This window comes from Arthrobacter sp. 10N418, from assembly GCF_056394725.1.
The window spans coordinates 81069-106718 of sequence record NZ_JBFTIK010000009.1; the positions used below are offsets into that span (position 1 = coordinate 81069).

The 25650-nt window shown below is 67.4% G+C and carries 26 protein-coding genes; 21 read left to right on the forward strand and 5 right to left on the reverse strand.

What is annotated here, in order from left to right:
* Window positions 1–216: 216 nt before the first annotated feature.
* From recA to dapF, 5 genes are all read left to right on the forward strand, one after another.
* The gene (gene recA, locus AC1DCZ_RS09425) at window positions 217–1269 is read left to right on the forward strand and encodes a recombinase RecA (RefSeq protein WP_476895022.1); all 1053 of its coding nucleotides are present in this window, start codon (window positions 217–219) and stop codon (window positions 1267–1269) included.
* Window positions 1270–1468: 199 nt separating this feature from the next.
* On the forward strand, window positions 1469–1954 hold the full coding sequence (locus AC1DCZ_RS09430; RefSeq protein ID WP_476974396.1) for a regulatory protein RecX: 486 nt from the start codon (window positions 1469–1471) through the stop codon (window positions 1952–1954).
* Window positions 1955–2025: 71 nt separating this feature from the next.
* The gene (miaB, locus tag AC1DCZ_RS09435) at window positions 2026–3600 is read left to right on the forward strand and encodes a tRNA (N6-isopentenyl adenosine(37)-C2)-methylthiotransferase MiaB (protein WP_476974350.1); all 1575 of its coding nucleotides are present in this window, start codon (window positions 2026–2028) and stop codon (window positions 3598–3600) included.
* Window positions 3601–3603: 3 nt separating this feature from the next.
* A complete protein-coding gene (miaA, locus tag AC1DCZ_RS09440; protein WP_476974351.1) occupies window positions 3604–4650 on the forward strand; it encodes a tRNA (adenosine(37)-N6)-dimethylallyltransferase MiaA in 1047 nt (348 codons plus the stop codon).
* A gap of 68 nt (window positions 4651–4718) precedes the next feature.
* Window positions 4719–5675: a diaminopimelate epimerase gene (dapF, locus tag AC1DCZ_RS09445; RefSeq protein ID WP_476974352.1), complete on the forward strand. Its 957-nt coding sequence runs from the start codon at window positions 4719–4721 to the stop codon at window positions 5673–5675.
* Here dapF and AC1DCZ_RS09450 read toward each other — a convergent pair.
* A complete protein-coding gene (locus tag AC1DCZ_RS09450; protein WP_476895018.1) occupies window positions 5656–6270 on the reverse strand; it encodes a class I SAM-dependent methyltransferase in 615 nt (204 codons plus the stop codon). The genes dapF and AC1DCZ_RS09450 overlap by 20 nt on opposite strands.
* Window positions 6271–6817: 547 nt before the next feature.
* Here AC1DCZ_RS09450 and hflX point away from each other — a divergent pair.
* Together hflX and AC1DCZ_RS09460 are read left to right on the forward strand one after the other, a co-directional pair.
* Window positions 6818–8398, forward strand: a complete 1581-nt coding sequence (gene hflX / locus AC1DCZ_RS09455; RefSeq protein ID WP_476974353.1) for a GTPase HflX — start codon at window positions 6818–6820, stop codon at window positions 8396–8398.
* Complete coding sequence (locus AC1DCZ_RS09460) at window positions 8391–10532, forward strand: ATP-dependent DNA helicase (protein WP_476974354.1); 2142 nt, start codon at window positions 8391–8393, stop codon at window positions 10530–10532. The genes hflX and AC1DCZ_RS09460 overlap by 8 nt, the downstream gene beginning before the upstream one ends.
* A 200-nt stretch (window positions 10533–10732) precedes the next feature.
* Here the strand turns inward: AC1DCZ_RS09460 and lexA are convergent, their stop codons facing one another.
* The gene (gene lexA / locus AC1DCZ_RS09465) at window positions 10733–11482 is read right to left on the reverse strand and encodes a transcriptional repressor LexA (RefSeq protein WP_476895015.1); all 750 of its coding nucleotides are present in this window, start codon (window positions 11480–11482) and stop codon (window positions 10733–10735) included.
* 466 nt (window positions 11483–11948) lie between these two features.
* On the opposite strand from lexA, the gene AC1DCZ_RS09470 reads away from it, so the two are divergent.
* The 8 genes from AC1DCZ_RS09470 to AC1DCZ_RS09505 all read left to right on the forward strand — a co-directional run bounded on the left by AC1DCZ_RS09470 (window position 11949) and on the right by AC1DCZ_RS09505 (window position 18291).
* The gene (locus AC1DCZ_RS09470) at window positions 11949–12290 is read left to right on the forward strand and encodes a LysM peptidoglycan-binding domain-containing protein (protein WP_476974397.1); all 342 of its coding nucleotides are present in this window, start codon (window positions 11949–11951) and stop codon (window positions 12288–12290) included.
* A gap of 143 nt (window positions 12291–12433) precedes the next feature.
* Complete coding sequence (locus AC1DCZ_RS09475) at window positions 12434–13552, forward strand: histidinol-phosphate transaminase (RefSeq protein WP_476974355.1); 1119 nt, start codon at window positions 12434–12436, stop codon at window positions 13550–13552.
* A 69-nt stretch (window positions 13553–13621) separates the two neighbouring features.
* Window positions 13622–14248: an imidazoleglycerol-phosphate dehydratase HisB gene (gene hisB / locus AC1DCZ_RS09480; RefSeq protein WP_476974356.1), complete on the forward strand. Its 627-nt coding sequence runs from the start codon at window positions 13622–13624 to the stop codon at window positions 14246–14248.
* Window positions 14245–14997: an imidazole glycerol phosphate synthase subunit HisH gene (gene hisH, locus AC1DCZ_RS09485; protein WP_476974357.1), complete on the forward strand. Its 753-nt coding sequence runs from the start codon at window positions 14245–14247 to the stop codon at window positions 14995–14997. Before hisB ends, hisH begins: the two co-directional genes overlap by 4 nt.
* On the forward strand, window positions 14998–15156 hold the full coding sequence (locus AC1DCZ_RS09490) for a hypothetical protein (RefSeq protein WP_476974358.1): 159 nt from the start codon (window positions 14998–15000) through the stop codon (window positions 15154–15156).
* A 57-nt stretch (window positions 15157–15213) separates the two neighbouring features.
* Window positions 15214–15960: a bifunctional 1-(5-phosphoribosyl)-5-((5-phosphoribosylamino)methylideneamino)imidazole-4-carboxamide isomerase/phosphoribosylanthranilate isomerase PriA gene (priA, locus tag AC1DCZ_RS09495; RefSeq protein WP_476974359.1), complete on the forward strand. Its 747-nt coding sequence runs from the start codon at window positions 15214–15216 to the stop codon at window positions 15958–15960.
* 13 nt (window positions 15961–15973) lie between these two features.
* On the forward strand, window positions 15974–16915 hold the full coding sequence (locus tag AC1DCZ_RS09500) for an SseB family protein (RefSeq protein ID WP_476974360.1): 942 nt from the start codon (window positions 15974–15976) through the stop codon (window positions 16913–16915).
* A gap of 59 nt (window positions 16916–16974) precedes the next feature.
* Window positions 16975–18291: an MFS transporter gene (locus AC1DCZ_RS09505; RefSeq protein WP_476974361.1), complete on the forward strand. Its 1317-nt coding sequence runs from the start codon at window positions 16975–16977 to the stop codon at window positions 18289–18291.
* Between the two features lie 106 nt (window positions 18292–18397).
* Here the strand turns inward: AC1DCZ_RS09505 and AC1DCZ_RS09510 are convergent, their stop codons facing one another.
* A complete protein-coding gene (locus AC1DCZ_RS09510; protein WP_476896879.1) occupies window positions 18398–18784 on the reverse strand; it encodes a DUF1844 domain-containing protein in 387 nt (128 codons plus the stop codon).
* Window positions 18785–19189: 405 nt separating this feature from the next.
* On the opposite strand from AC1DCZ_RS09510, the gene infC reads away from it, so the two are divergent.
* The 4 genes from infC to AC1DCZ_RS09530 all read left to right on the forward strand — a co-directional run bounded on the left by infC (window position 19190) and on the right by AC1DCZ_RS09530 (window position 22190).
* On the forward strand, window positions 19190–20314 hold the full coding sequence (infC, locus tag AC1DCZ_RS09515) for a translation initiation factor IF-3 (RefSeq protein ID WP_476974362.1): 1125 nt from the start codon (window positions 19190–19192) through the stop codon (window positions 20312–20314).
* 116 nt (window positions 20315–20430) lie between these two features.
* Window positions 20431–20625 carry a 50S ribosomal protein L35 gene (rpmI, locus tag AC1DCZ_RS09520; RefSeq protein ID WP_009358635.1) on the forward strand — a complete coding sequence of 65 codons (195 nt, stop codon included), beginning with the start codon at window positions 20431–20433 and terminating at the stop codon, window positions 20623–20625.
* A 118-nt stretch (window positions 20626–20743) separates the two neighbouring features.
* Window positions 20744–21214 (forward strand): 50S ribosomal protein L20, encoded by a 471-nt coding sequence (gene rplT, locus AC1DCZ_RS09525; RefSeq protein WP_476974363.1) that lies wholly within the window; start codon window positions 20744–20746, stop codon window positions 21212–21214.
* Window positions 21215–21278: 64 nt separating this feature from the next.
* A complete protein-coding gene (locus AC1DCZ_RS09530) occupies window positions 21279–22190 on the forward strand; it encodes a TrmH family RNA methyltransferase (RefSeq protein ID WP_476974364.1) in 912 nt (303 codons plus the stop codon).
* A 96-nt stretch (window positions 22191–22286) separates the two neighbouring features.
* Here AC1DCZ_RS09530 and AC1DCZ_RS09535 read toward each other — a convergent pair whose 3' ends face one another.
* A complete protein-coding gene (locus AC1DCZ_RS09535; protein WP_476896915.1) occupies window positions 22287–22553 on the reverse strand; it encodes a GlsB/YeaQ/YmgE family stress response membrane protein in 267 nt (88 codons plus the stop codon).
* 229 nt (window positions 22554–22782) lie between these two features.
* Between AC1DCZ_RS09535 and AC1DCZ_RS09540 the strand changes: the two genes are divergently transcribed.
* Window positions 22783–23703 (forward strand): cation diffusion facilitator family transporter, encoded by a 921-nt coding sequence (locus AC1DCZ_RS09540; protein ID WP_476896882.1) that lies wholly within the window; start codon window positions 22783–22785, stop codon window positions 23701–23703.
* Window positions 23704–23761: 58 nt separating this feature from the next.
* Here the strand turns inward: AC1DCZ_RS09540 and AC1DCZ_RS09545 are convergent, their stop codons facing one another.
* Window positions 23762–24970, reverse strand: a complete 1209-nt coding sequence (locus tag AC1DCZ_RS09545; RefSeq protein ID WP_476974365.1) for an MFS transporter — start codon at window positions 24968–24970, stop codon at window positions 23762–23764.
* A gap of 171 nt (window positions 24971–25141) precedes the next feature.
* Between AC1DCZ_RS09545 and AC1DCZ_RS09550 the strand changes: the two genes are divergently transcribed.
* A complete protein-coding gene (locus AC1DCZ_RS09550; RefSeq protein ID WP_476974366.1) occupies window positions 25142–25606 on the forward strand; it encodes a (deoxy)nucleoside triphosphate pyrophosphohydrolase in 465 nt (154 codons plus the stop codon).
* The last annotated feature ends 44 nt before the right edge of the window (window positions 25607–25650 follow it).

Here is a 25650-nt window from a genome sequence, read left to right on the forward strand (position 1 = left end):
AGCCCGAGGCAGTCCGCAGCCGGCGGACGATGAAACCTGACACGCCGCCCTGTTGTTCGAATATCTGTTCGGGTAGGGCTATGCTTTTTTCAGAGCGTTTTCCACATGCGCGATGCCAGCCGGCAACTTTGTCGGTGGGTGCCATTAGCGTCAGTGATGACAGATAAACGGCCGCAACGGCCGCTCCACAGCGAGTAAACATTAGAGGTGTGAACCATGGCCGCAGCCCCGGATCGTGAAAAGGCGCTCGAAGCAGCGCTTGCCCAGATTGACAAGCAGTTCGGCAAGGGCTCGGTCATGCGCCTGGGCGATGAAGTCCGTGCGCCCATCGAGGTCATTCCGACCGGCTCCATCGCGCTGGATGTGGCCCTTGGAATTGGCGGCCTGCCCCGCGGCCGCGTCGTTGAAATCTACGGTCCGGAATCCTCCGGTAAGACCACCGTGGCCCTGCACGCAGTAGCCAACGCCCAGCGGCTGGGCGGCATCGCCGCCTTCATCGACGCTGAGCACGCCCTCGATCCCGAATACGCGGCCAAACTCGGTGTCGACACCGATGCCCTGCTGGTTTCTCAGCCGGACACCGGTGAGCAGGCGCTGGAGATCATGGATATGCTGATCGGCTCGGGGTCCCTCGACGTCATCGTGATCGACTCCGTCGCCGCCCTTGTTCCCCGCGCCGAAATCGAAGGCGACATGGGCGACAGCCACGTCGGCCTCCAGGCCCGCCTCATGAGCCAGGCCCTGCGTAAGATCACCGGCCGCCTGAGCCAGACCAAGACCACCGCCATCTTCATCAACCAGCTCCGCGAAAAGATCGGCGTCTTCTTCGGCTCCCCGGAAACCACCACCGGTGGTAAGGCCTTGAAGTTCTATGCATCCATCCGCATCGACGTCCGGCGCATTCAGACGCTCAAGGAGGGGGCGGACTCCGTCGGCAACCGCACCAAGGCCAAGATCGTCAAGAACAAGATGGCCCCGCCCTTCAAGATCGCCGAATTCGACATCATCTACGGCCAGGGCATTTCCCGCGAGGGCGGCATCATCGACATGGGTGTCGAACACGGCCTGATCAAGAAGTCCGGTTCGTGGTTCACCTACGACGGCGACCAGCTGGGCCAGGGCATGGAGAATTCCCGCCGCTTCCTGCGCGACAACCCTGAGCTGGCTGCCGAACTCGAGCGCCTCATCAAGGAAAAGCTCGGCGTGGGTGTGAAGGCCCCGGCTGAAAAAGAGGCATCTCCGAAGCTGAAGGCCGTTGACGGCTTCTAGCGGCGCGCCGTCCCACGCCGCGGCCTCCCGCGGGAGGCCGCGGAAGGCGGGAGGTTTCCGGCAGCGGAACCCCGGCGCCGGCGCCGGTCCTGACGGCGCCGGGTTCGCGGATGACTCTGACCCTGGCGACATAGCGCCGGCCGGGGCGGGCTCCCGGTCAGGGCGCGCGGGGCCGGACCCCGACGCCAACCCTGCTGCGGTGGCCCGGGCCATCGTGTTGCGCCAGCTGACACAGTCCCCGAAGAGCCGGCTGCAGCTTTCGCGCAAGCTGTCCGAGCGCAACGTCCCCGACGACGTTGCCGAGGCCGTGCTGGACCGCTTCGAAGAGGTGAACCTCATCGACGACGCCGAATTCGCGGACATGTGGGTACGCAGCCGGTCCCAGACCCGGAAGCTAGCCAGGGGCGCCCTGCGGCGTGAGCTGGCGGACAAGGGCATCGATCCTGATACCGCGTCCGAGGCCTTGGAGCAGCTCAGTGACGAGGACGAGGAGGCGGCTGCCCGCGAACTGGTAGAGCGCAAGCTCAGGGGCTTCACCGGCACCGATGACCGTGCCGAACGGGACAAGACGACGCGGCGGCTGGCGTCGATGCTCGCACGCAAGGGGTACCAGCCCTCGCAGGCTTTCCGGATCGTGGGCGAGGTGCTCGCTGCCGCCGCCGGACGCGCGGAACCGGACGACTGAACCAGCCCGGGCAGCAAGCCCTCACGGTTGCAGTGCAGAGCGCTTACCCCCAAACCCGGTACCCTTAACAGGTGAGTTTGACCATCCCCTCCCCAGAAGCAGGCACCACTCCTTCAGCTGTCAGCGCTCCGGCGCCTGACACTGTGCAGGTCCCTGATGCGCAGCAGCCCCGCACCTACCAGGTGCGCACTTTCGGCTGCCAGATGAACGTGCATGATTCCGAACGCATGGCCGGGATGCTCGAGGCCGCGGGCTATGTCCCCGCCTCAGGCGAACTCGCCGACGTCGTGGTCTTCAATACCTGCGCCGTGCGGGAGAACGCCGACAACAAGCTCTACGGCAACCTTGGCATCCTGGCCCCGGTGAAGGCCGCCAACCCGGGGATGCAGATCGCCGTCGGCGGCTGCCTGGCGCAGAAAGACCGCGAGGCCATCCTGAAGAAGGCGCCCTGGGTCGACGCGGTCTTCGGCACCCACAACGTCGGGGCCCTGCCGGCCCTGCTCGACCGGGCACGCCACAACAACGAGGCGCAGCTGGAAATCCTCGAGTCGCTGGACGTCTTCCCTTCCACCCTGCCGACAAAACGCGACTCGGTCTATTCCGGCTGGGTGTCCATTTCGGTCGGCTGCAACAACACCTGCACCTTCTGCATCGTGCCCGCCCTGCGCGGCAAGGAGAAGGACAGACGCCCGGGTGACATCCTGGCCGAGATCCAGGCCCTCGTCGACGACGGCGCCATCGAAGTGACACTGCTGGGCCAGAACGTGAACTCCTACGGGGTCGAATTCGGCGACCGGCAGGCGTTCTCCAAGCTGCTGCGGGCCTGCGGGAACATCCCGGGCCTGGAGCGCGTGCGCTTCACCAGCCCCCACCCCGCCGCCTTCACGGACGACGTCATCGACGCCATGGCGGAGACGCCCAACGTCATGCCGCAGCTGCACATGCCCCTGCAGTCCGGATCGGACAAGGTCCTCAAGGACATGAAGCGGTCCTACCGTTCCACCAAGTTCCTCGGCATCCTCGAAAAAGTCCGGGACAAGATCCCGCACGCGGCGATCTCCACCGACATCATCGTCGGCTTCCCCGGCGAGACCGAGGAGGACTTCCAGGCGACCCTGGACGTGGTGGAGAAATCCCGCTTCGCCACAGCCTTCACCTTCCAGTACTCCAAGCGTCCCGGCACACCTGCCGCCGAACTGCCCGACCAGCTCCCCAAAGCCGTGGTGCAGGAGCGCTTCGAACGCCTTACCGCCCTGCAGGACCGGATCGCTGCCGAGGAAAACCGCCGCCAGCTGGGCCGCCGCGTCGAAGTCATGGTCACCGCCCAGCCAGGCCGCAAAGCGGAGGAGACGCACCGGCTTTCCGGCCGGTCCCGCGACCAGAGGCTGGTCCATTTTTCCGTTCCTGCGGGCGCCCAAGTGCCCCGCCCGGGGGACCTCGTGACAGTCACGATTACTGAGGCTGCCGCGTTCCACCTCGTCGCCGACCCGGCCTCAGCGGAGGACTACAGCCTCCGGCGGTCCCGCGCAGGGGACGCCTGGGACCGTTCGCAGGCGGATTCCTGCGGGGCCCCGGTACCGGGCGCCGCCGCGGGCAAGACAGGGGTCTCCCTGGGCATGCCTGCGCTTCCGGTCCGCGGCCGCTAGCCCATGGCAGGACCGCAAGCCAGGGCCTCCGGGACCGCTGGGGTGCCGGGCAGGGCGGCGTCCGCAGACGTCCGCCCGGAGACCCCGCCGTCGTTTCCGGCTGCCGTCGAGCGGGCCGATCCGCCCGTCATCGCCGTCGTCGGCCCGACCGGTTCAGGCAAGTCCGGACTCGCCGTCTCGCTGGCCCTCGAACTCGACGGCGAAGTCATCAACGCGGACTCCATGCAGTTCTACCGCGGAATGGACATCGGCACCGCCAAGATCACTATGGCGGAACGCAGGGGAGTGCCGCACCACCTCCTCGACATCCTGGACGTGACCGAGGAAGCGAGCGTCTCGGACTTCCAGCAGCAGGCCAGGGCCCTGATCGCAGACATCCACAGCCGGGGCAAACGGGCCATCCTCGCCGGGGGCTCCGGCCTCTACGTCCGCGCCGCCCTGGACATCCTGGAGTTTCCGGGAACGGACCCGGACATCCGCGGCCGCCTCGAAACCGAGCTTGAAACGTCGGGGCCCGCGCCACTGCGGGAGCGGCTGCAGGCGGTCGATCCCGTCTCCGCCGGCAGGCTCGGCGACGTCCGCCGGGTCATCCGGGCGCTGGAGGTTTTCGAACTGACCGGGCGCCCCTTCAGCTCGTTTATGCCCACCCGCGAGTACTTCCAGCCTGCCGTGCAGATCGGGCTGGAAGTGGACCGTGGACTGCTCCGGGACCGCCTCGCGCGCCGTGTCCACGCCATGGTGGATCAGGGCCTTTTGGAGGAAGTCCGCCGGCTCGACGCCGCCGGCCTCAGGCGGGGCAGGACGGCACCGAGGGCCCTGGGTTACGCCCAGTTCCTCAGGGTGGTCGACGGCGAAGCAGACGTCGGGCAGGCCGCCGAGGAGACCATCGTTGCGACCCGGCAGTTCGCGCGCCGCCAGCTCACCTGGTTCCGCGCGGACCCCCGCATCACCTGGCTCAACTGGCAGGATCCCGGGCTTGTGGCCGGAGCCGCGGCCCTGTGCGGACCGGCTCTTTCGAGCCAGGCCCTGCCGGACCCGGAAACCGCGTAGCACTCCGGGCCGCTGTGCTCCGGGCGCAGCTTTTCCGGGCACCGCAGCCCGACCGGTAACCTTGGAGCATGGACGAATCCCTTGCCTTGGCCGCTGACCGCAACGTTGCCGGCGAAACCGCAATCCTGAGCGGACTGAAGTTTTCCAAAGGCCACGGCACAGGCAACGACTTCGTGCTGATTGCGGACCCCAACGGCGCGCTGTCCGTTACGCCCGAGCAAGTGGTGGCACTGTGTGACCGGCACCGCGGGATCGGCGGCGACGGACTGATCCGTGCCGTCCCGTCGCGGCTCCTGCCCGAGGGCCAGGCGCTGCTGACCGGGCACCCCGACGCCGAGTGGTTCATGGACTACCGCAACGGCGACGGCTCGCTCTCGGAAATGTGCGGCAACGGGGTCAGGGTGTTCGTGCACTTCCTCATCGCGGAGGGTCTCGTCGATCTGCCGGCCGGGGAGTCGTTGACCATCGGCACCCGCGGCGGGGCCAAGACGATCGTCCGTACCGCCGCCGGCTATGCCGTCGACATGGGCCCCTGGGAGTTCATCTTCCCGGGGGAGGCCACCGCCCGCGCCATGGACTCGCTGGTCAGTGCCGAGGGGCTTGAGGTTGCCCGGCCTGCGCTGTCCGTCAGCATGGGCAACCCGCACACCGTGGTGGCGCTGGCCGAACTGGCTGAACTGGACGCCACCGAGCTGTTCACCGCGCCCCACGTTGATCCCAAGCCGCCGCACGGCACCAACGTAGAGTTCGTCGTTCCGTCCGAGCCGCTGGTCCACGACGGCGTCGGGACCATTACGATGCGCGTTCACGAGAGGGGAGTGGGGGAAACCCAGTCCTGCGGTACCGGTGCCTGCGCCGCCGCCGTCGCCATCCGCCACTGGGCGGGGCAAGGCGCCCCCGACGCCTGGAACGTCCACGTGCCGGGCGGGGTCGTGGGCGTGAAGTTCTTCCTCGGCACGGAAGGGCGCGAACACGTCGAGCTCAGCGGCCCCGCCGTGATCGTCGCTAGCGGGACGCTTTCCTGACCCGCAGGATCCGGAAAGACTTCGACGTGCTCTCCCGGGTCACCGAGAAACCGCTGTCCAGTTCTGCGGCCAACCACCGCTGCAGCGAGTCCGAGCCCAGGTTCTTCTGCACCACGAGCCACGCGGATCCACCCGGAGCCAGCCGCGGCAACCACAGCCGGAGCAGGGCGTGCAGCTCGTCCTTGCCGATCCGGATGGGCGGGTTGGACCAGATGGTATCGAAACGCACGTCCGGGTCCACGGCCTCCGGCGTGCTCGCGGTGACGTTGTCCAGCCCCAGTAAGGCCGCGTTCTCGTTCGTGAGCGTCACGCACCGTTCATTGACGTCCACGGCATAGACGTGCGAATGAGGTGCCCGGAGGGCCATGGTCAGGGCAATCGGCCCCCAGCCACAGCCGATATCGAGCAGGTTTCCCTGCGGCGCCGGAGCAGGCACGTCGGCAAGCAGCACGGCCGTCCCCTTGTCGATGCCATCCGGGCTGAAGATCCCTGAGGACGTCTGCAGCCGCCGCGTCTCACCGGCAAGCTCCACAGAAAGCGGCTTACGGGTGAAGGGCCCGGCGGGCTGGGCGCTGAAATAGTGTGCAGACTCCATAATGGGCCAGATTAGTTGGCCCCCGGCCCGTATGGGAAACCGGCTGCAGCCGGCTGCGGCCGGGAATTTCCACGCGAAACGGGCACGCCTCGCCGGCGGACCCACCGGCCGGGATCACGAGAGAGGTCTGCTAGGGTTAAATCCATGTTCTTGAACTTCAAGTAGCCGGCACGGGCTTAGTCCCGTCCCGTAGCGACGCAGGTAGTCACCTTCCGCTCGGCGCGCCTCCGCAGTGATTCTTCTCACCCGGTGGCGCCCGGACCACTTGGAGTCCCGCCTTGGGACGGCGGCATCCAGCCGGCCCGTCACCGGAGCCGGCTCAGCGGTCAGGTACTACACGGCTGTTTCCCCGCAGCGAGGTGCAACGTGCCGCCTCTTCCTCCCCTTATTTAACCGCTCCGTATCGGAGCCCACCATGCCCCCGGCACGGCCGCCGCGGGCATCCCAGGAGGCCCGCATGACCCCCAGTCGTCAGCCCAGCGCGAATACCGCACCACAGAGCAGCAATGGGCACTATTCTGAAACTGCCGAACCTTTAAAGGAGACCATGACCAGTCAGCCCAACACCGGACCCGATTCAGCATCCCAGGACATGAGTCCCGCGGAAATCCAGGCTGTTATCGACCGGATCCTCTCCAAGGACACCCCTGCCGGGAAGGCAGGCCAGAGCACCGGTGCCACCGCCGGCGAGCCCAAGACAGTGCTCGGCAAGGCCCAGGCCATTTCCCGCCTGGATGAGGTCTACAGCAACTACGACGGCGACCAGCAGGATCTCGAGGAACGGCACGCCCTGCGCCGCACCGCCGGCCTGTCCACCGAACTCGAAGACGTCACCGAAGTCGAATACCGGCAGTTGCGCCTGGAGCGCGTAGTCCTGGCCGGGCTCTGGAGCGAAGGAACGCTCGCCGACGCCGAGAACTCGCTGCGTGAACTCGCGGCCCTCGCGGAAACGGCCGGCTCGGAAGTCCTTGACGGCCTGGTCCAGCGCCGGGCCAAGCCCGACCCGGGGACCTTCCTCGGCTCCGGCAAGGCACAGGAACTCAAAGCCATCGTGATGTCCACCGGCGCCGACACCGTCGTCGTCGATGCCGAACTCGCCCCGTCCCAGCGGCGTGGCCTGGAAGACATCGTCAAGGTCAAGGTCATTGACCGGACAGCCCTGATCCTGGATATCTTCGCCCAGCATGCCAAGAGCCGCGAAGGCAAGGCCCAGGTCGAACTGGCCCAGCTCGAATACCTGCTCCCTCGCCTGCGCGGCTGGGGCGAGTCGATGTCACGCCAGGCCGGTGGCCAGGTGGGCGGCGCCGGTGCAGGCATGGGCTCGCGTGGTCCCGGTGAAACCAAGATCGAACTGGACCGCCGCCGGATCCGCACCCGGATGGCCAAGCTGCGGCGTGAGATCGCCGCGATGAAACCGGCCCGCGAGACCAAACGCGCCAACCGCCGTCGGAACGCAGTTCCCTCGGTGGCGATCGCCGGATACACCAACGCGGGCAAGTCCTCGCTGCTGAACCGGCTGACCGACGCCGGCGTCCTGGTGGAGAACGCCCTGTTCGCCACCCTGGATCCGACCGTCCGCAAGGCCGAGACCGCTGACGGGCTGGGCTACACCCTTGCCGACACCGTGGGCTTCGTCCGCTCGCTGCCCACCCAGCTCGTGGAGGCCTTCCGCTCCACTCTGGAAGAGGTGGCCGATTCGGACCTGATCCTGCACGTCGTTGATGCCTCCCACCCGGATCCGGAGGGGCAGATTGCCGCGGTCCGGACAGTGTTCAGCGAAGTGGATGCGCGCAAGGTCCCGGAAATCATCGTCCTGAACAAGGCCGACGCCGCCGATCCGTTTGTACTTGAACGGCTCAAGCAGCGCGAACCGCGCCACGTGGTGGTCTCGGCGCGCACCGGTGAAGGCATTCCGGCCCTGCTCAAGGCCATCAGCGAGGGCATCCCGCGGCCCAGCGTGAAGCTTGAGCTGCTGATCCCCTACAGCCGCGGGGACTTGCTCAACAAGCTCCACGAGACCGACGCCGAGATCCTGAGCCTCGATCACGAGGAAACGGGTACCCGTGCCGTCGTGATGGTGCGCGAGGGCCTCGCCGCTGAACTGGATTCCTTCATCAGCAATGACTGAGGCGGCAGTGACAGGGACGGACGTGGACACGGCCGACGCGGCAGGGGAAGACCCTCCCGCGGAGGCCGGCAACCGCCAAGGGGCAGGAAAGCAGAAGCCGGCCGGCGAGGAGTTCGTTCTTGAACTCCTCGACCGGGCGGTGTCCGGCATGGGCGGCCAGAGCCGCGACGGCCAGCACGAGATGGCCCGGCAGGTGGCACGCGCCATCGACACCGGCGACCACCTCCTGGTCCAGGCCGGCACCGGCACCGGCAAATCCCTCGCCTACCTGATCCCGCTGATCGCCCATTCCCTGGTCAGCGACAAACCCACCCTCGTCTCCACCGCCACGCTGGCCCTGCAGACCCAGATCGTCGGCCGTGACCTGCCCCGGCTGCTCAAGACCATCACGCCCGCCCTGGACCGGCCCGTCAAGATTGCCCTCGTGAAGGGCCGCTCCAACTATGTCTGCCGGCACAAGCTCGAGGGCGGCTTCCCCTCCGAAGAGCCCTCCGAGGGCCAGCTCTTTTCCCTCGGGGAGGACACGAGCGTCCCGCACTTCGCCGCGGCCATGGGCGGGCCGTCATCGCAACTGGGCAAGGAAGTCGTCCGGCTCCGCGACTGGGCCGAAGAGACCGCCACGGGGGACCGCGACGAGCTCATGCCCGGTGTCACCGACCGGGCCTGGCGCCAGGTCTCTGTGACGTCGATGGAGTGCCTCGGGGCGCAAAAATGCCCCCTCGCGGCCGAATGCTTCAGCGAACTGGCCCGGCAGAACGCCGCGGACGCCGACGTCGTCGTCACCAACCACGCCATGCTGGCCGTCAGTGCCTTCGAGGGCCTCGCGGTCCTGCCCGAGTACGACGTCGTGGTGGTGGACGAAGCCCATGAGCTGCAAGACCGCGTGACCGGCGCCGTATCCGGCCAGCTCTCCGTGGCGATGGTCCATGTGGCCGCGTCCGGGGCCCGCAAGCACACCGGCATCACCGTGGATGCGCTCAACAATGCCGCGTCCAACCTTGAACTTGCCATTGAGGGGGTTCCGAGCGGCCTCATGCCCAACGGCCTCAACACCGAACAGCTGGACTGCGTGGACCAGCTCCGCGACGCCTGCCGCGCCGCGCTCTCCGATTCCAAGGGCGACAGCGCCACCACGGCCGACGGCGGTCGCCAGCTCGCCCGCTCCCGGCTCATGGTCATCCTGGAACTGTGCGAACGCCTCCTGGCGGCCCGCGAGAACCGTGAAGTGGTGTGGTTCTCCCGCAACAGCACCTTCGACCCGGCACAGGGCTACTCCCAGCCGGACGAAACGGCACCGGCCCTCATCAACGTGGCGCCGCTCAGCGTGGCCGGCCGGTTGCGCGAGGGCCTGTTCGCGGACCACACCGTCATACTGACCTCGGCTACCCTCGCAATCGGCTCCGCGTTCGAACCGGCTGCCGGCGGCCTGGGGCTTGTCGGCCACGGCGCGCCCAGCTGGACCGGCGTCGACGTCGGTTCGCCGTTCGAATACCCCAAGCAGGGCATCCTCTATGTTGCCAAACACCTGCCCAAACCCGGCCGGGGCACTTCCCCGGAAGCATTGGACGAACTGGAGAAGCTCATCCGGGCCTCCGGCGGCGGAGCCCTGTGCCTGTTCTCCTCCCGGCGCGCCGCGGAGGAAGCCGCAGAGGCCATGCGGCCGCGGCTGGACATGGACATCCTGTGCCAGGGCGATTCGACCATGACGGCGCTCGTGAGGCAGTTCGCCGACGAACCGGACACGTGCCTTTTTGGCACCATGTCCCTCTGGCAGGGCGTTGACGTCCCGGGTGTCTCGTGCCGTCTCGTCGTCATCGACCGGATCCCGTTCCCGCGGCCCGACGATCCGCTGATGACCGCCCGGTCCCGGGCCGTGGCCCAGGCCGGCGGCAACGGCTTCATGAGCGTTTCGGCAACCCACGCCGCGATCCGCCTTGCCCAGGGAGCCGGACGGCTGATTCGTTCGACGTCGGACAAGGGTGTCGTGGCGGTGCTGGATTCCCGGCTCTCCACTGAGCGCTACGGAGCCTTCCTCCGTGCCGCCTTGCCACCGTTCTGGCCGACCACCGACCCCGGAGTTGCCCTCGCGGCTCTGGAGCGGCTCTCGAAGGAATCCGGGCAGCCCGCTACGTAGGTCTGGCGGGAGCCCCGGCGGGGCGCAGCCGGGGGAGTGCGGCCTTCCCGCCGGGTTGCTTTCCTTCTGTCTCCGCGCACCCGCGGGATGCCGGCGCCGTCCGGGACCGGCGGGCCCGTGCTTCGCGAGTAACTGGGGAGGAACGCGAAGGGCCCCGTCCGATGTCGGACGGGGCCCTCATGCCCTGTGGCCGGTGTGCGTCAGAGCGACCGCAGCACCGAGACGACCTTGCCCATGATGACGGCGTGATCGCCAAGGATGGGCTCGTACTGGGTATTCTGCGGCAGCAGCCAGGTGTGTCCGTCCCGCTGGCGGAAGGTCTTTACTGTGGCCTCGTCATCCAGGAGTGCAGCCACGATCTCCCCGTTGACTGCGTCGCTTTGCCGCCGGACGACCACCCAGTCACCGTCGCAGATGGCGGCGTCGATCATGGAATCACCGGCGACTTTGAGCATAAAGAGTTCGCCGTGGCCCACCAGCTGACGCGGCAGCGGCATGACGTCCTCGACCACCTGGTCTGCCAGGATCGGTCCGCCGGCGGCGATGCGACCGACGAACGGCACCATCGCGGTGTCCGTGGCGCTGGCGAGCTCCGAGACGGACCGCCCTCCCGCCGCCCGCAGGCTGCTGGATTTCTCCACGCCCGAAATCCTGGTGCTTCCCTCGTCCAGGGTCAGCGGCATAAGCACCTCCATGGCCCGCGGACGTTTGGGGTCGCGGCGGAGATAGCCGAGCTTCTCGAGCTGCGAGAGCTGGTGGGTGACGCTGGAGAGGCTGGCGAGGCCCACGGTGTCGCCGATCTCGCGCATGGACGGCGGGTAGCCGTTGTCGGTCACGGACCGCTGGATGGTTTCCAGGATCTTCTTCTGCCGGACGGTAAGGCTCTTGGGGGCCCGGGCTGGCTGTGGGCCCCGCTGGGTGGCCCTGCCGCCGGTGGCTTGTGCTGCCATGTTCGCCAACGCCTTTCCAATCCGCCCGGCCGCCGTGGCTGCAGCTGCCGGGAACTTCCGGCCTGAAATGTCAGACCCTGCTGATCAACTGCAGAAGCGGTTGTTCTGTGACTCAAACGTAGGCCAGCCGCAAAGCTTTTTCAAACATTTGTTCTAGCGAGTCTCGACAACGTTCGTTAGTAAGTGCTAAAACGGAAGAAGCAAAGTTCGAATATGTGTTCGATTTGGAAATTTCCGGTCGAAGCATCAAGTTCGGTTCTATGTTCGAAGGTTCAGTCGGTTGGCGGCGAGTAGGTGGAGTACGCCGGGCGGCAACGTATGGTCCAGGAGGGCTCAGTTCATGTCAGCATCAAGCGCGTTTCACGACACTTTCAGCCGCGACGCATTCGGCCAGTACGGCCGGCCCGCAGGCACGTCGACCCGCCAGCCCACTTTGTCCAGCCAGCACGCTTCATCCGCGGAGCCTGTGCAGGCCGCCCGGGTCCGGACCAAGCAGGCCCCGCTGCGTCTGACCCGGCGTGGCAGGTTCGTCTTCTTCGGCGTGCCGCTGATCCTTCTTGCCGCGCTCATCCTGTCTTTCAGTGGCTTCCTCAACGCTCCGGCGAAGGCGGCCGAGTCGGCCTCCGAGCTTTCGCCGACGCCCAGCGTATCCGTGACTGTTCAGCCCGGGGAGTCCCTCTGGGCCATCGCGGGAGAGGTGGCCCCGGAGCGTGATCCCCGTGATGTCGTGGCCGACATCGTGCAGCTGAACAACCTGGGGGCCGCTCGAGTAATGCCGGGCCAGCAGCTCTTCGTCCCGTCCAAATAGTCACGTGGATCCATGCGCAAGCCGTGCGGAAGTCCCGTGGATCTGTGGAAAAGCCATGCCGAAGCCGCGCGCCGCAGCCGGCCGCGACGGGGCCCAGGCGTCACAGTTTCAGCGCCCGTCGCCCTCTCACTTAAACTGGTGAAGTGACTGACCAGTTAGAGCGCCTCAACCGACTGCCCCTCCGGACCAATCTGCGCGGTCTGCGCCCCTACGGCGCGCCCCAGCTGGACGTTCCCATCCTGCTCAACGTCAACGAGAACACCCATGGTGTTCCGGCCGACGTCCGCGCAGCCATCACCGAGGCCGTCACCGCAGCGGCGGTCGGACTGAACCGGTATCCGGACCGCGAGTTCACCGAGCTGCGCGAGGGGCTGGCGGAATACCTCGGCCACGGGCTGGGCGCCGAGAACATCTGGGCGGCCAACGGCTCCAACGAGGTGCTCCAGCAGATTCTCCAGGCCTTCGGCGGCCCGGGGCGCACGGCGCTCGGCTTCCCTCCCACATACTCGATGTACCCGCTCCTGGCTGCCGGCACTGACACGGAGTACATCATCGGGGTGCGCGCGGCGGACTATGGCCTCAGCGCTGAATCGGCCGCACGGCAGGTCCGTGAACTGCAGCCCAACATCGTGTTCCTGTGCTCCCCGAACAACCCCACCGGCACCGGCCTCGGCCTCGACGTCGTGGAGGCGGTCTACGCGGCAGGCGAAGCGAGCCGGACCATCGTGATTGTCGATGAGGCGTACCACGAGTTCGCCCACGACGGCACGCCCAGCGCCCTCACGCTGCTGCCCGGCCGGGAGCGGCTGATCGTCTCGCGCACCATGAGCAAGGCGTTCGCCCTCGCGGGCGCGCGGCTGGGCTACATGGCCGCAGCACCCGAGGTCACCGACGCACTGCGCCTGGTCCGGCTGCCGTATCACCTGTCCGCCATCACCCAGGCAACCGCCCTGGCTGCGCTGCGCCACCGGGAGGCGCTCATGGCCGACGTCGAGGACATCAAGCGCCAGCGGGACCGGATCGTTTCCGAACTGCAGCGGATGGGGCTCAAACCGGCAGCCTCGGATTCCAACTACGTGTTCTTTGGCGGCCTCGAGAACCCGCACCAGGTATGGCAGGGGCTCCTGGACGCCGGGGTGCTCATCCGCGACGTCGGGATCCCCGGCCACTTGCGCGTCACCGCGGGCACTGAGACGGAAACCACAGCGTTCCTCCATGCCCTCGAGCGCATCCTGACCCGCGACCCGGCGCTGCACGCCTAGACTTAAGCCGGAGCCCGTGCCCCGCCAGACTGCCCAGCACCCATGCCTTCTTCCAAAGGACACACCCACATGAGCCACACCGGATCACCCGCTGCCGAGGCCCGGACCGCACGAATGGAGCGGACCACCAGCGAGTCCTCGGTCCTGGTCGAGATTAACCTGGACGGCACCGGCGTTTCGGACATCAGCACCTCGGTTCCGTTCTATGACCACATGCTGACGGCGCTGAGCAAGCACTCCCTGATCGACATGACCGTCAAGGCCACGGGCGACACCCACATCGACGTCCACCACACGGTGGAGGACGTCGCTATCACCTTCGGCGAGGTCCTGCGCACGGCACTGGGCAACAAGGCCGGCATCCGGCGGTTCGGCGAGGCGACGGTTCCCCTCGACGAGGCCCTCGCGCGCGCCGTCGTCGACGTTTCGGGCCGTCCGTACCTGGTCCACGCGGGTGAGCCGGCCGGCCAGGAATACCACCTGATCGGCGGACACTTCACGGGCTCCCTGACACGCCACGTATTCGAGGCGATCACCCTGCACGCCGGCATCTGCCTGCACATGAACGTCACCGCAGGGCGGGACCCCCACCACATCGTGGAAGCCCAGTTCAAAGCGTTCGCCCGCGCCCTGCGCGCTGCCGTGGAGCCTGATCCCCGTGTCGAGGGCATCCCGTCCACCAAGGGTGCGCTGTGACGGGCAACGTGCTCCGCGACGGGGCCATCATCGACCCGGCCGCCGGCACCAGGCCGGTCTCCCCGGACGGCAAGCCCACCGTCACGGTGCTGGACTACGGTTCCGGCAACGTCCGCTCGGCCGTCCGCGCACTGGAACGGGCCGGAGCCCACGTGATCCTGAGCGCCAGGCCGGAGGATGTGCTCAACGCCGACGGCCTCGTGGTCCCCGGCGTCGGCGCCTTCGAAACCGTCATGCGGGAACTGAAAGCCGTTGACGCTGTCCGCATGATCGGACGCCGTGTCGCCGGCGGCCGGCCCGTACTTGCCATCTGCGTCGGCCTCCAGGTCCTGTTCGAAGCCGGTGTCGAACACGGCACCGAAGCCGAGGGCATGGGGGAGTGGCCCGGCAAGGTGGAGCTGCTGCCGGCCGGCGTCGTCCCCCACATGGGCTGGAACACGGTGTCAGTCCCCGAAGGCTCGACGCTCTTCGCGGGCGTCGAGAACGAGCGCTTTTACTTCGTGCACTCCTACGGCGTCCAACAGTGGGACTTCGACGTGATCCAGCCGCGCATGGCGGCGCCCCTCGTGACCTGGTCCGAGCACGGCGCACCGTTCATCGCGGCCGTCGAGAACGGACCGCTGTGCGCCACCCAGTTCCACCCGGAGAAGTCCGGCGACGCCGGCGCGCGTCTGCTGCGCAACTGGGTCACCAGTCTGCGCCCCAGGACTGCCGACGCCGCCTCCACCGGCCCCGGACAGGTCGCCTAGATGTGGTCCGTGATCCTGATGGGCCTTGCCGGGCTGCTGGTCGGCGGGGGACTGTCCTTCCGGCAGCAGAAGAGTCCGCGCTGGGTCCAGATCGTGTTCTACGTCCTGGCCGGAATGTCGCTGCTGGCCGCCTATCTCCTGACGCTGCCCGCCTCCTAGCGGTCCCTGCACCAGTCCCGACCACCTGCCGCCACCTGAGAAGCTGAGGATCCCACGATGACCACCGAAACCCCGCTGCCCGTGCTCGAGCTGCTGCCCGCCGTCGACGTCGTCAACGGCCAGGCCGTGCGCCTGGTGCAGGGCGAAGCCGGCAGCGAGACCAGCTACGGCACTCCGCTGGAGGCGGCGCTGAACTGGCAGCAACAGGGGGCCGAGTGGGTCCATCTGGTTGACCTCGACGCCGCTTTCGGCCGGGGCTCCAACGCCGGGCTGCTGCGCGAAGTAGTGGGCCGGCTGGACATCAAGGTGGAGCTCTCCGGCGGCCTCCGCGACGACGAATCGCTGGAGAAGGCGCTGGATCTCGGAGTCGCCCGCGTCAACCTCGGCACCGCCGCGCTGGAGAACCCGGACTGGACATCCCGCGTGATCGAACGCTTCGGCGACAAGATCGCCGTTGGCCTCGATGTCCGCGGCACGACCCTCGCAGGCCGCGGCTGGACCCGGGAAGGCGGAGACCTCTGGGAGGTGCTCGGCCGCCTCGAGGAAGCCGGCTGCGCCCGCTACGTCGTCACCGACGTCACCAAGGACGGGACCCTGCAGGGGCCCAATGTCGAGTTGCTGCGCCAGATGGTGGAGAAGACCGGCAAGCCGGTCGTTGCGTCCGGCGGCATCTCCAGCCTCGAAGACCTAAAGGTACTGCGGTCCCTGGTCCCGCTCGGCGTCGAGGGCGCGATCATCGGCAAGGCCCTCTACAACGGCAGCTTCACGCTGCCGGAGGCCCTTGACGCCGCCGGCCGCCGCTAGCAGGCCCGCAGCCATGGACCACACGCCGGCAGGAACCGACGCCTCAGGAACAGTGCGCGCAGAGCCGGGTACGGTCGGCCGTGCCGCCCCCGCACGGCATCTTCCCGGGCACATCGCTGCGGCCCTGGCGGGCGCCGGCGGCCCGGCCGACTCGGCCGGCCAGCCCTGGGCGGGACGCAGCCTGGCGGGCGACGACGCCAAGATCCACAATTTCGAGGACGACGACGGTACGGCCGACGCCGGTTATCTTGCAGCCGTTGCGGCCCTGGCTGCCGGCGGCGCGGAAGCCGGAGTGGTCGAAGCCCTGGCCGGCGCACGCGTCTTCGTGCCGATCGTGGCCCGGCTTGCCGAGGAAGGCGAAGGTGCGGCCGGGCCGCACGGGAACGATCTGCACGGGGACAAACAGGCCGATATGTCCCTCGTGACCCTCAAGGCGCCCGACGGCCGCACCGCGATGCCGGTCTTCACGTCCGCGGCGGCGCTGGAGGCCTGGCACCCCGGGGCCCGTCCGGTCGCCGTGTACGCGGCGCGAGCCGCCCTCTCGGCAGTCGCGGAAGGAGCCGAGCTGCTGGTACTGGACCCCGGCTCGGACCTCACGTTCGTGGTGCGCCGGCCGGCCGTCTGGGCGCTGGCGCAGCAGCGGCCGTGGACGCCGTCGTACGAGGACCCGGACCTCGCAGAGTCACTGGGAGCCGCAGCGGTTGGCTTTCCGGCCGTCCGTCGTGTTGAAATTCATCCAGGCGGTGGAGTTGCCTCGGCTACGGCCGACGGAAGGCAGCTGGCCGGCGGAGGTGCCGGCCCGGAGCTCCGGGTGCTGCTGTATCTGGAAGACGGGCTCGACGCCGCCGGCGTGCAGTCCATCGTGGGTGCCCTGAACAATGCCTGGGCCCGGAATGAAATGTTTGCCGAGCGGGTTGATTCGATCGAGATCAAGCTGCGGCGCGCAGCACAATAGCTTACGGCCGGCGCGGGCTACCCGGTGCTGCCGGGAGCCGTAGCAGAAGGATGTGGTCCGTGAACTTCGCGCTTTACCGGGAGCTGCTGGCCGTGCGCCCCATCCGACGGCTCCTGCTCGTCGGCATGGTTGCCCGCATACCTCATTCGGCAGCAGGCGTGCTGCTGACGCTGCACATCGTGCTGACCCTGGGGCAGGGCTACGCGGCAGCCGGTGCCGCTGCCGCGGTCATGACCATCGGGATTGCTGTCGGGGCGCCATGGCGGGGCCGGCGCGTGGACACGGTGGGCCTGCGGAAGGCGCTCATACCGTCCGTCATCTCCGAGACCGTCATCTGGTCGGTGGTGCCCCATGTGTCCTACGAACTGCTGCTGCCGCTCGTATTCGTCGGGGGACTGCTGACCCTGCCGATCTTTAGCGTGGTGCGGCAGTCACTGGGGGTCCTGGCTTCCGGTGAACAGCGCCGTACCGCCTTCGCCCTCGACGCCATCTCCACTGAACTGGTCTTCATGATCGGACCCGCCGTCGGGGCGGTCGTCGCGACCGGCGGCTTCTCGGTCGTGGGCCTGACCGTGGTGGGCGTGGCCACCTCTGTATCGGGTCTGTTCCTCATGTGGTTCAACCCGCCGACCCGCAGCGCCATCGCGGACCCCGGCTTCGAATCAGAGCAGCTCGAATGCGCGGAAGCCGCGGTCGTCGCCGCCGCGCCGGCCCACCTGCAGGAGGCCGCGGCCGAGTTCGCGCCGCTGGCTGCCGCTGCCGAGGAGCGGCGGCAGCGCGGTTCCGGCCTGCGGCACAAGGTCATCCACAACTTCAGCTGGTTCACCGCCGGCGTCGCCGCGGTCTTCGCGGTCGCCGCCGGGACGGGCATGGTCCTCAGCGGCACGGACGTGGGAATCGTGGCGGCCCTCCAGACCGGCGGACACCAGGCAGAGATCGGCGTCGTCTTCCTCTTCTGGTGCGCGGCATCAGTAGTGGGCGGTGTCCTCTACGGCGCCATGCACCGGACCGTCTCGCCGATCCTCCTCCTGCTCGGCATGTCCGCCCTCACCATCCCCATGGCCTTCGCGGCGGACACCTGGACCCTGAGCCTGCTCTCGCTCCTGCCCGGGGTGCTGTGCGCGCCCGTGCTCTCAGCCGCCTCGGAGAAAGTCGCGGAACTTGTCGAGGAGAGCCGCCGCGGCGAGGCCATGGGCTGGTACGGATCGGCCCTCACCGGAGGGGTGGCGCTGGGTGCGCCGCTCGCGGGGCTCTTCATCGACGGCGTCGGCCCTGCGGCGGGCTTCGTGTCCGTGGGGGCGGCCGGTGTCGTCCTGTGCCTTCTCGGCCTGCTCCTGCAGCGGCTTCGGCGCCGCCGGCTGGCCGCGGCGGGCTGACCTTAGCCCTTCGCGGGGGGCGTTAAACGACGGAGCCGGCGGGCGGACCTGGGTGGTCCGCCCGCGGCGCCGCTGTCAGGATTGCCCTGCCGCTGGTTTGCCGGGCCTAGTTGACAGCTCCGGTGTACTTCTCGCCCGGACCTTTGCCCGGAGCATCGGGGATGGTGGATTCCTCGCGGAAGGCCAACTGCAGGGAACGCAGCCCGTCGCGCAACGGCCCGGCGTGCTGCGAGCCGATTTCGGGGGCCGCTGCGGTGACCAGGCCGGCCAGGGCGGTGATCAGTTTGCGGGCCTCATCGAGGTCCTTGAGCTCCTCCGCGTTGTCCTCGGCGGCGAGGCCGAGCTTGACGGCGGCGGCGCTCATCAGGTGCACGGCGGCCGTGGTGATGACTTCGATCGCGGGGACCTCGGAGATGTCGCGGATCTCCTGGGAGACGTCGGCCTGGGCGGCAACGGGCTCGAAAACGTGTGAATTACTCTCTGAAGTGCTCATGCTGGTAAGCTTGTCACAGACCGACTGAATGTCGTTATTTTACTGCGGGAAGCCTTTCGGCTCCGATGTGCACGTCCGATGGACTTGTCACGTAGGTGCGCCCGAGGGGATTCTTTCTGTAAGATGGGATTTCAGTTTGCAAGCGGAGTTCTCTCCCACCCGCGTCAGCCGCGAGTCTTCCTTCGGGAAGCAAGGTTGCCGGGTACCTGGTCGGGTATTTCCCCCGGACGTCAGTTCGGCGGGGATACATGCCGCCTCCTTGAGGCAGGCAGTTCCGATCTTCGAGGCCTCCGATTGCTCCGGCAATTGGGGGCCTTCTCTTTTTGCCGGTGGAATACCCCTCACGAACACAGGAGCTTTAACATTAGCGAGCCAAGAATCAATGAGCGTATCCGCGTCCCCGAGGTGCGGCTGGTCGGCCCTGCAGGCGAGCAAGTAGGCGTTGTCCGTATTGAGGATGCCCTGCGTTTGGCTGCCGAGTCCGATCTTGATCTCGTTGAAGTTGCACCGCAGGCCAAGCCTCCGGTGTGCAAGCTGATGGACTTCGGCAAGTACAAGTACGAAGCCGCCGTCAAGGCACGCGAGGCCCGGAAGAACCAGACCAACACGGTCCTGAAGGAAATCCGCTTCCGCCTGAAGATCGACACCCACGACTACGAGACCAAGCGCGGCCACGCGCTCCGGTTCCTCGGTGCCGGGGACAAGGTCAAAGCCATGATCCAGTTCCGCGGCCGTGAGCAGCAGCGCCCCGAGATGGGTATCCGCCTGCTCCAGCGTTTCGCGGATGACGTCGCCGAAGTCGGCGTCGTAGAGTCCAGCCCGCGGATCGATGGCCGCAACATGGTCATGGTGGTGGGTCCCCTGAAGAACAAGGCCGAAGCCAAGGCTGAGGCCCGCCGCGCAACGCAGCGCGCGGAAGCCAAAGCGGAGAACGAAGCCAAGGCTTCCGGCCGCGTTGACACCTCCGGCCCCGAGGCGCCCCTGACTCAGTCGCTCGCCGATCTTCTTCCGGAAGGCTACGAGGTCCGGACTGCGGCACCTGAGGCAACGGTGACCGAGGCCGAGACGCCGGCAGCGGAAGCCCCCGCGACGGACACTCCCGCAGCGGAAGCCTCCGCGGTCGACGAGGCCCCGGCCGAGTCCGCCCCGGTGGAAGAAGCTGTCGTCTCGGAGGCACCCAAGGCCGAGACGGCCGCCAAGACCAAGGTCGAGGCAGCTCCGGCAGAAAAGGCTCCCGTCCAGGAAGCGCCCAAGGAGGCCCCCAAGGCCGCCAAGGCGGCTCCGAAGCGCGAAGCTCCGAAGGCCGCCGTCAAGCCGGTCGTTGCCAAGGCGCCTGCGGCGCCGAAGGCTGCCGCCGCGAAGGCTCCAGAGGTTGCCCGGGCCCCCGAGGCTGAAAAGGCTGCTCCGGCAGCGGCGCCGAAGCCGGTTGCCGCTCCGAAGCCGGTACCGCGTCCGTCGGCGCCGAAGCCTGCGGCACGGCCGGCTGCACCGAAGGCAGCCACCAAGCCGGGCAGCAAGAAGACCAACTAGTTCACGGCTGCCGGACAGCAATGTCCGGCAGCAAGCAACCAGCATGCCGCCCGCAGGGGCGGCTGCACGAAAGAACTGCAGACCTCGTCTGCGGATACGTAAGGAGATCGGTTCCCATGCCGAAGATGAAGACCCACAGCGGTGCTAAGAAGCGCTTCAAGCTGACCGGCAGCGGCAAGCTGCGCCGCCAGCAGGCCAACCGCCGTCACTACCTCGAGCACAAGTCCTCCAGGCTGACCCGCCGCCTCGCCGGCGACAAGATCGTCTTCAAGGGCGACGCAAAGGTCATCCGGAAGATGCTCGGCATCTAATTTCCAAGTTCTCTGACTGATTGCCACCTGGCACCAGTCAACTACCACAATGGCTTCTCAGGCCCGCCGGGAATTCCGGCAGTAGACGCTTGGGATCAGATTTTGAAGGAGTACGCACGTGGCACGTGTGAAGAGGGCGGTCAACGCCCACAAGAAGCGCCGGGTTATCCTTGAGCGCGCCAAGGGCTACCGTGGACAGCGTTCACGCCTGTACCGCAAGGCCAAAGAGCAGCTGCTGCACTCGTTTGTATACAGCTATGGCGACCGCAAGAAGAAGAAGGGCGACTTCCGCCGCCTGTGGATCCAGCGCATCAACGCTGCATCCCGCGCCAACGGCCTGACCTACAACCGCCTGATCCAGGGCCTGAAGGCCGCTGAGGTCGAGGTTGACCGCCGCATGCTGGCCGAGCTTGCCGTCTCCGACGCCAACGCCTTCGCCGCGCTGGTCAAGGTCGCCAAGGACTCGCTGCCCGCCGACACGTCCGCCCCGGCCGTCCAGGCTGAGGCTGCACCGGCTCCGAAGGCCGCCAAGAAGGCTCCCGCGAAGAAGCCTGCTGCCGAGAAGGCTGACGCCAAGGCCGCAAAGTAGTTCCTGCCGCCGTCGAAAGACAGCGTCGTTCGAGGACCGGCTGGAAAGCTACTAAGGTTCTTATATGAACGAAACCGGACGCCCGCAAGACTTTCCACTTTCCAACCCCAGAGCTGATCGGGTGAGGAAAGTGGCACAGCTTGCCGGGCGTCCGGCCCGTTTAAAACGCAGCGAGTTCCTGGCGGAGGGCCCGCAGGCTGTCCGGGAGGCCCTGGTCCTGCACCAGAAAAGGATTGCCGCGGGGGAGCCCGGCCTCGTCTATGAGGTCTACGCGAGCGAGGCCTGCCTCGACCGGCACCCGGACCTGGAAACACTCGCGGAGGGCACCACTGCATACCTCGCCACCGACGAAGTGCTGGCCGCGATGGCGGACACCGTGACCCCGCAGGGCATTCTTGCGGTCTGCGGTTTTTTGGACGTCAGCCTCGAGCAGGTGCTCGACGCCCGCCCCCGTCTGGTCGCCGTCCTGTGCCAGGTCCGCGACCCGGGCAACGCCGGCACCGTGCTTCGGGCCGCGGACGCGGCCGGCGCGGACGCGGTCATCCTGACCGGTTCGAGCGTGGACATCTACAATCCCAAGGCCGTGCGGTCGACGGCAGGATCCCTCTTCCACCTTCCGATTGTCCTGGGTGCCGACGTGGCGGAGCTGGCGGCCCGCTGCAGGGAACGCGGCATCGGCGTCCTCGCGGCGGACGGCCAAGGCCAGCTGAACCTGGATCGGCTCCAGGACGAGAACACCGCACGGCGCCTGGGGGCCTCCGGCGCCGAGTCTGTCTATTCCCTGGAAAACCCGACAGCATGGCTTTTCGGCAACGAAGCCCAGGGCCTGTCCGAGGACGAACTCGCGCTGGCCGACCACCGGGTGGCCGTGCCGGTCTACGGAGGAGCGGAGAGCCTCAACCTGGGAACCGCGGCAACTGTCTGCCTCTACGCGAGCGCCCGATCGCAGCAGGGCACCGGCCCCCGACAGGACTAGACGGGGCACAACGACGGCGGGGCCCACCTTTCGGTGGGCCCCGCCGTCGTTGTCACCTCCGCGGCACTGGTGCTGCGCGGTCAGTGGCCGGTGCAATTACGTAGTCTTGTTGCGACCTGTGATGGCGCCGTAGATGCCGGCAACAACCAGGCCGCCCACAATGGCGAGTAGCCAGGAACCGAGATTCCAGAATTCCATCTTGCCGCCGCCGAACAGAAGGTCGCCGATCCAGCCGCCGACAATGGCGCCGACAACGCCGAGCACCAGGCTGGTGACCCAACCCCCGCCGACCCTGCCCGGCATGACTGCCTTAACGATTGCACCTACTATGAGTCCGAGAATGATCCAGCCTATGAAGCCCATGTCTCCTCCTACATATTCGTCGGTATCCAAATTGTGAATCCCGATTATGGCTTCAAGCTAACATAGGCGGCTTTACTTGTCAGCAGGATCATACCCAATCGTTACGTGACGCCGCAGGCCCCCGCCGCGGTGCGGCGGCGGTCCGGAAACGGGTACGGTATTCCTTGCGGATAAAGGCAACTTCCGGCGTCCGCAACCATCCCGGAAGAATCCCAAAGGAGAAGCGCACGTGGCTGCAAATGGCGGAACCAAGGCGATTGTCGCGGCGCTGGCCGCCAATCTGAGCATTGCCGTCCTGAAGTTCGTCGCCTTTGTCCTGACGCTGTCCTCCTCCATGCTGGCGGAGGCCATCCACTCGCTCGCGGATTCGGGCAACCAGCTGCTCCTGCTCATCGGAGGCAAGCGGGCACAGAAGGAAGCAAGCGCCGAACATCCCTTCGGCTACGGACGCGAACGCTACATCTACGCCTTCATCGTCTCCATTGTGCTCTTCAGCGTCGGCGGCCTCTTTGCCCTGTACGAAGCGTGGGGGAAGATCCAGCACCCGCATGCCATCGAAGGGGACTTCTGGTGGGTGCCGCTGGCCGTGCTGCTCGGCGCGATCGTCGCCGAGTCCTTCTCCTTCAAGACGGCGATCGCCGAATCCAACCACATCCGCGGGACACAGAGCTGGATCAAGTTCATTAGGAACGCCAAACAGCCGGAGCTTCCGGTCATTCTGCTGGAGGACTTCGGCGCCCTTGTGGGCCTCGTGTTCGCGCTCCTCGGCGTCGGCCTGACGCTCATCACCGGAAACGGCATCTGGGACGCCCTGGGTACCGGCATGATCGGCCTGCTGCTGGTGGCCATCGCCGTCGTGCTCGCGGTGGAAACGAAGTCCCTGCTGCTGGGCGAGTCGGCGACCAGGGCCGACGTCGCGAAGATCCGGACGGCCGTCGAAGCCGGAGGAACCAGGATCATCCATCTCAAGACCATGCACCTGGGCCCCGAAGAGCTGCTCGTGGCGGCCAAGATCAGCATCGGCCGGACCGACTCCGGCCAGGACATCGCCAAGGCGATTGACGACGCCGAGATCCGGATCCGCGAAGCGGTTCCGATCGCCCGGGTCATCTACCTCGAACCCGACGTGGAGCGCGTCAGCGCTCCCTGAACCATTCTCCGGACCAGAGGCCGTCACGCCCGTCCCGCCGGCCACCGTGGCGGTGCGGCTACGGTGCCAGCGGCCGTTTGCGTTCCACTGCACCGCTGATGACCGCCACGCCGAGTCCCAGGATGGCCAGGACGGCGCCCACGAGGGCCGGGGCGACGTAACCCCAGCCCCACGCGATCACAAGGCCGCCGAGGAAGGCGCCGAGCGCGTTGGCCACGTTGAGGGCGGCGTGGTTGAGCGAGGACGCCAGCGACGGCGCGTCGGGGGAGGCGTCCAGCAGACGTGTCTGCAGTGCCGGGACCAGCATGGAGCCGGCGCCGCCAACCACGAAGACCATGACATAGGCGGACCAGGGCCAGTGCACGGCCACGGCGTAGACCACCAGGGCCACGGCGATGCCGGGCAGGACCCAGTAGATCGTGCCCATGACGGACTTGTCCGCGATCCGTCCGCCGACGATATTGCCGGCCACCATGCCGAGGCCGTAGAGTGCCACTACCAGCGGCAGCCACGGGCCGGGGATACCGGCCACGTCTGTCATGGTGTGCGCGATGTAGGTATAGGTCGCGAAGAAGCCGCCGAAGCCCACGATGCCGATCAGGATGGCGAGCCAGACCTGCAGCCGTTTGAGCGCCCCCAGCTCGCGGCGGAAGCTGGCGTCGGCGTGCGGCTTCTGGAACGGGACGAACTTCCAGAGCATGACGAGCGTGATGAGGCCGATCAGGCCGACCAGCAGGAACAGGAGCCGCCATCCGTAGCTCTGGCCAAGCCAGGTGGCAAAGGGAACGCCAATGACGTTGGAGACCGTCAGGCCGGCCATGACCATCGAGATTGCCCAGCCGCGTTTGGTGGGCGCCACGAGCGAAGCGGCGATGACAGCAGCGACGCCGAAAAAGGCGCCGTGCGGCAGGCCGGCCGCGAACCGGGAGACCAGCATGGTGCCGTAGTCCGGGGCGATGAAGGAGGAAAGGTTCGCAATGCTGAAAAAGAGCATGAGCCCGAGGGCCAGATACTTTCGCGGCAGTTTTGCACCGACGGCGGCAAGGACCGGTGCGCCGACGACGACGCCGAGGGCGTAGGCCGAAATCAGGTGGCCGGCCTCGGGGGTGCTGATGTTGAGGCCGTGTTCGACTTCCTTGAGCAGGCCCATCATGGTGAATTCCGTGGTGCCGATGCCGAATCCGCCCATGGCAAGGGAAACGATGGCAAGGGCAAGATGGCGGGTGCCGGTCTTCGGCGTCGCCGGGGCTTGTTTGGTGGATGTCATTCGTCTGCTTCTTGGGATGTTGCCCGGCGGTCGCCAGGAGGATTCGGCATGTTAAATATGATTTATAAACGTCGCGGACACATCGGATATTCCCCACGTGATCAGGAGGGTGGCCTCAACCATTCTCCCCCAGGCGGCCGCCGTCCCGGACGCCGGCCGTAGACTGGGGGCGTGACTGGACTCATTGGCGTCGTAGGCGGCGCAGTAGTGGACTCGCTGGCGGAACCGGGACGGCTGCTCGTCGCGCGGCGGACCTCGCCCCCGCAATTTGCCGGCATGTGGGAGTTCCCTGGCGGCAAAGTCGAGCCTGGTGAGACTGCCGAGCAGGCCCTGCACCGCGAGCTCCGTGAGGAACTCGGCGTCCGGGTGCGGCTCGGGACCGAGCTGGAAGCGGCCTCCGCCGCCGGATGGCCGCTGAACGAGCGGGCGGCGATGCGGGTCTGGTTTGCCGAACTGGTGGACGGCGACCCGCAGCCGCTCCAGGACCATGACGCGCTGCGCTGGATCGACCTCCGGAACCGGGTGGAAATCCTGGGTCTGCCGTGGATTCCGGCAGACTTTCCGATTGTCGAGTCGCTGCTGGAGGCCGTCCGGATCCCTGGTCCACACGGGCCGGCCGGCGAACTGATCCGCTGAAAGGCGCTCCCTGACGCATTAGCCGCGCCCACCCCTCGCCAAAC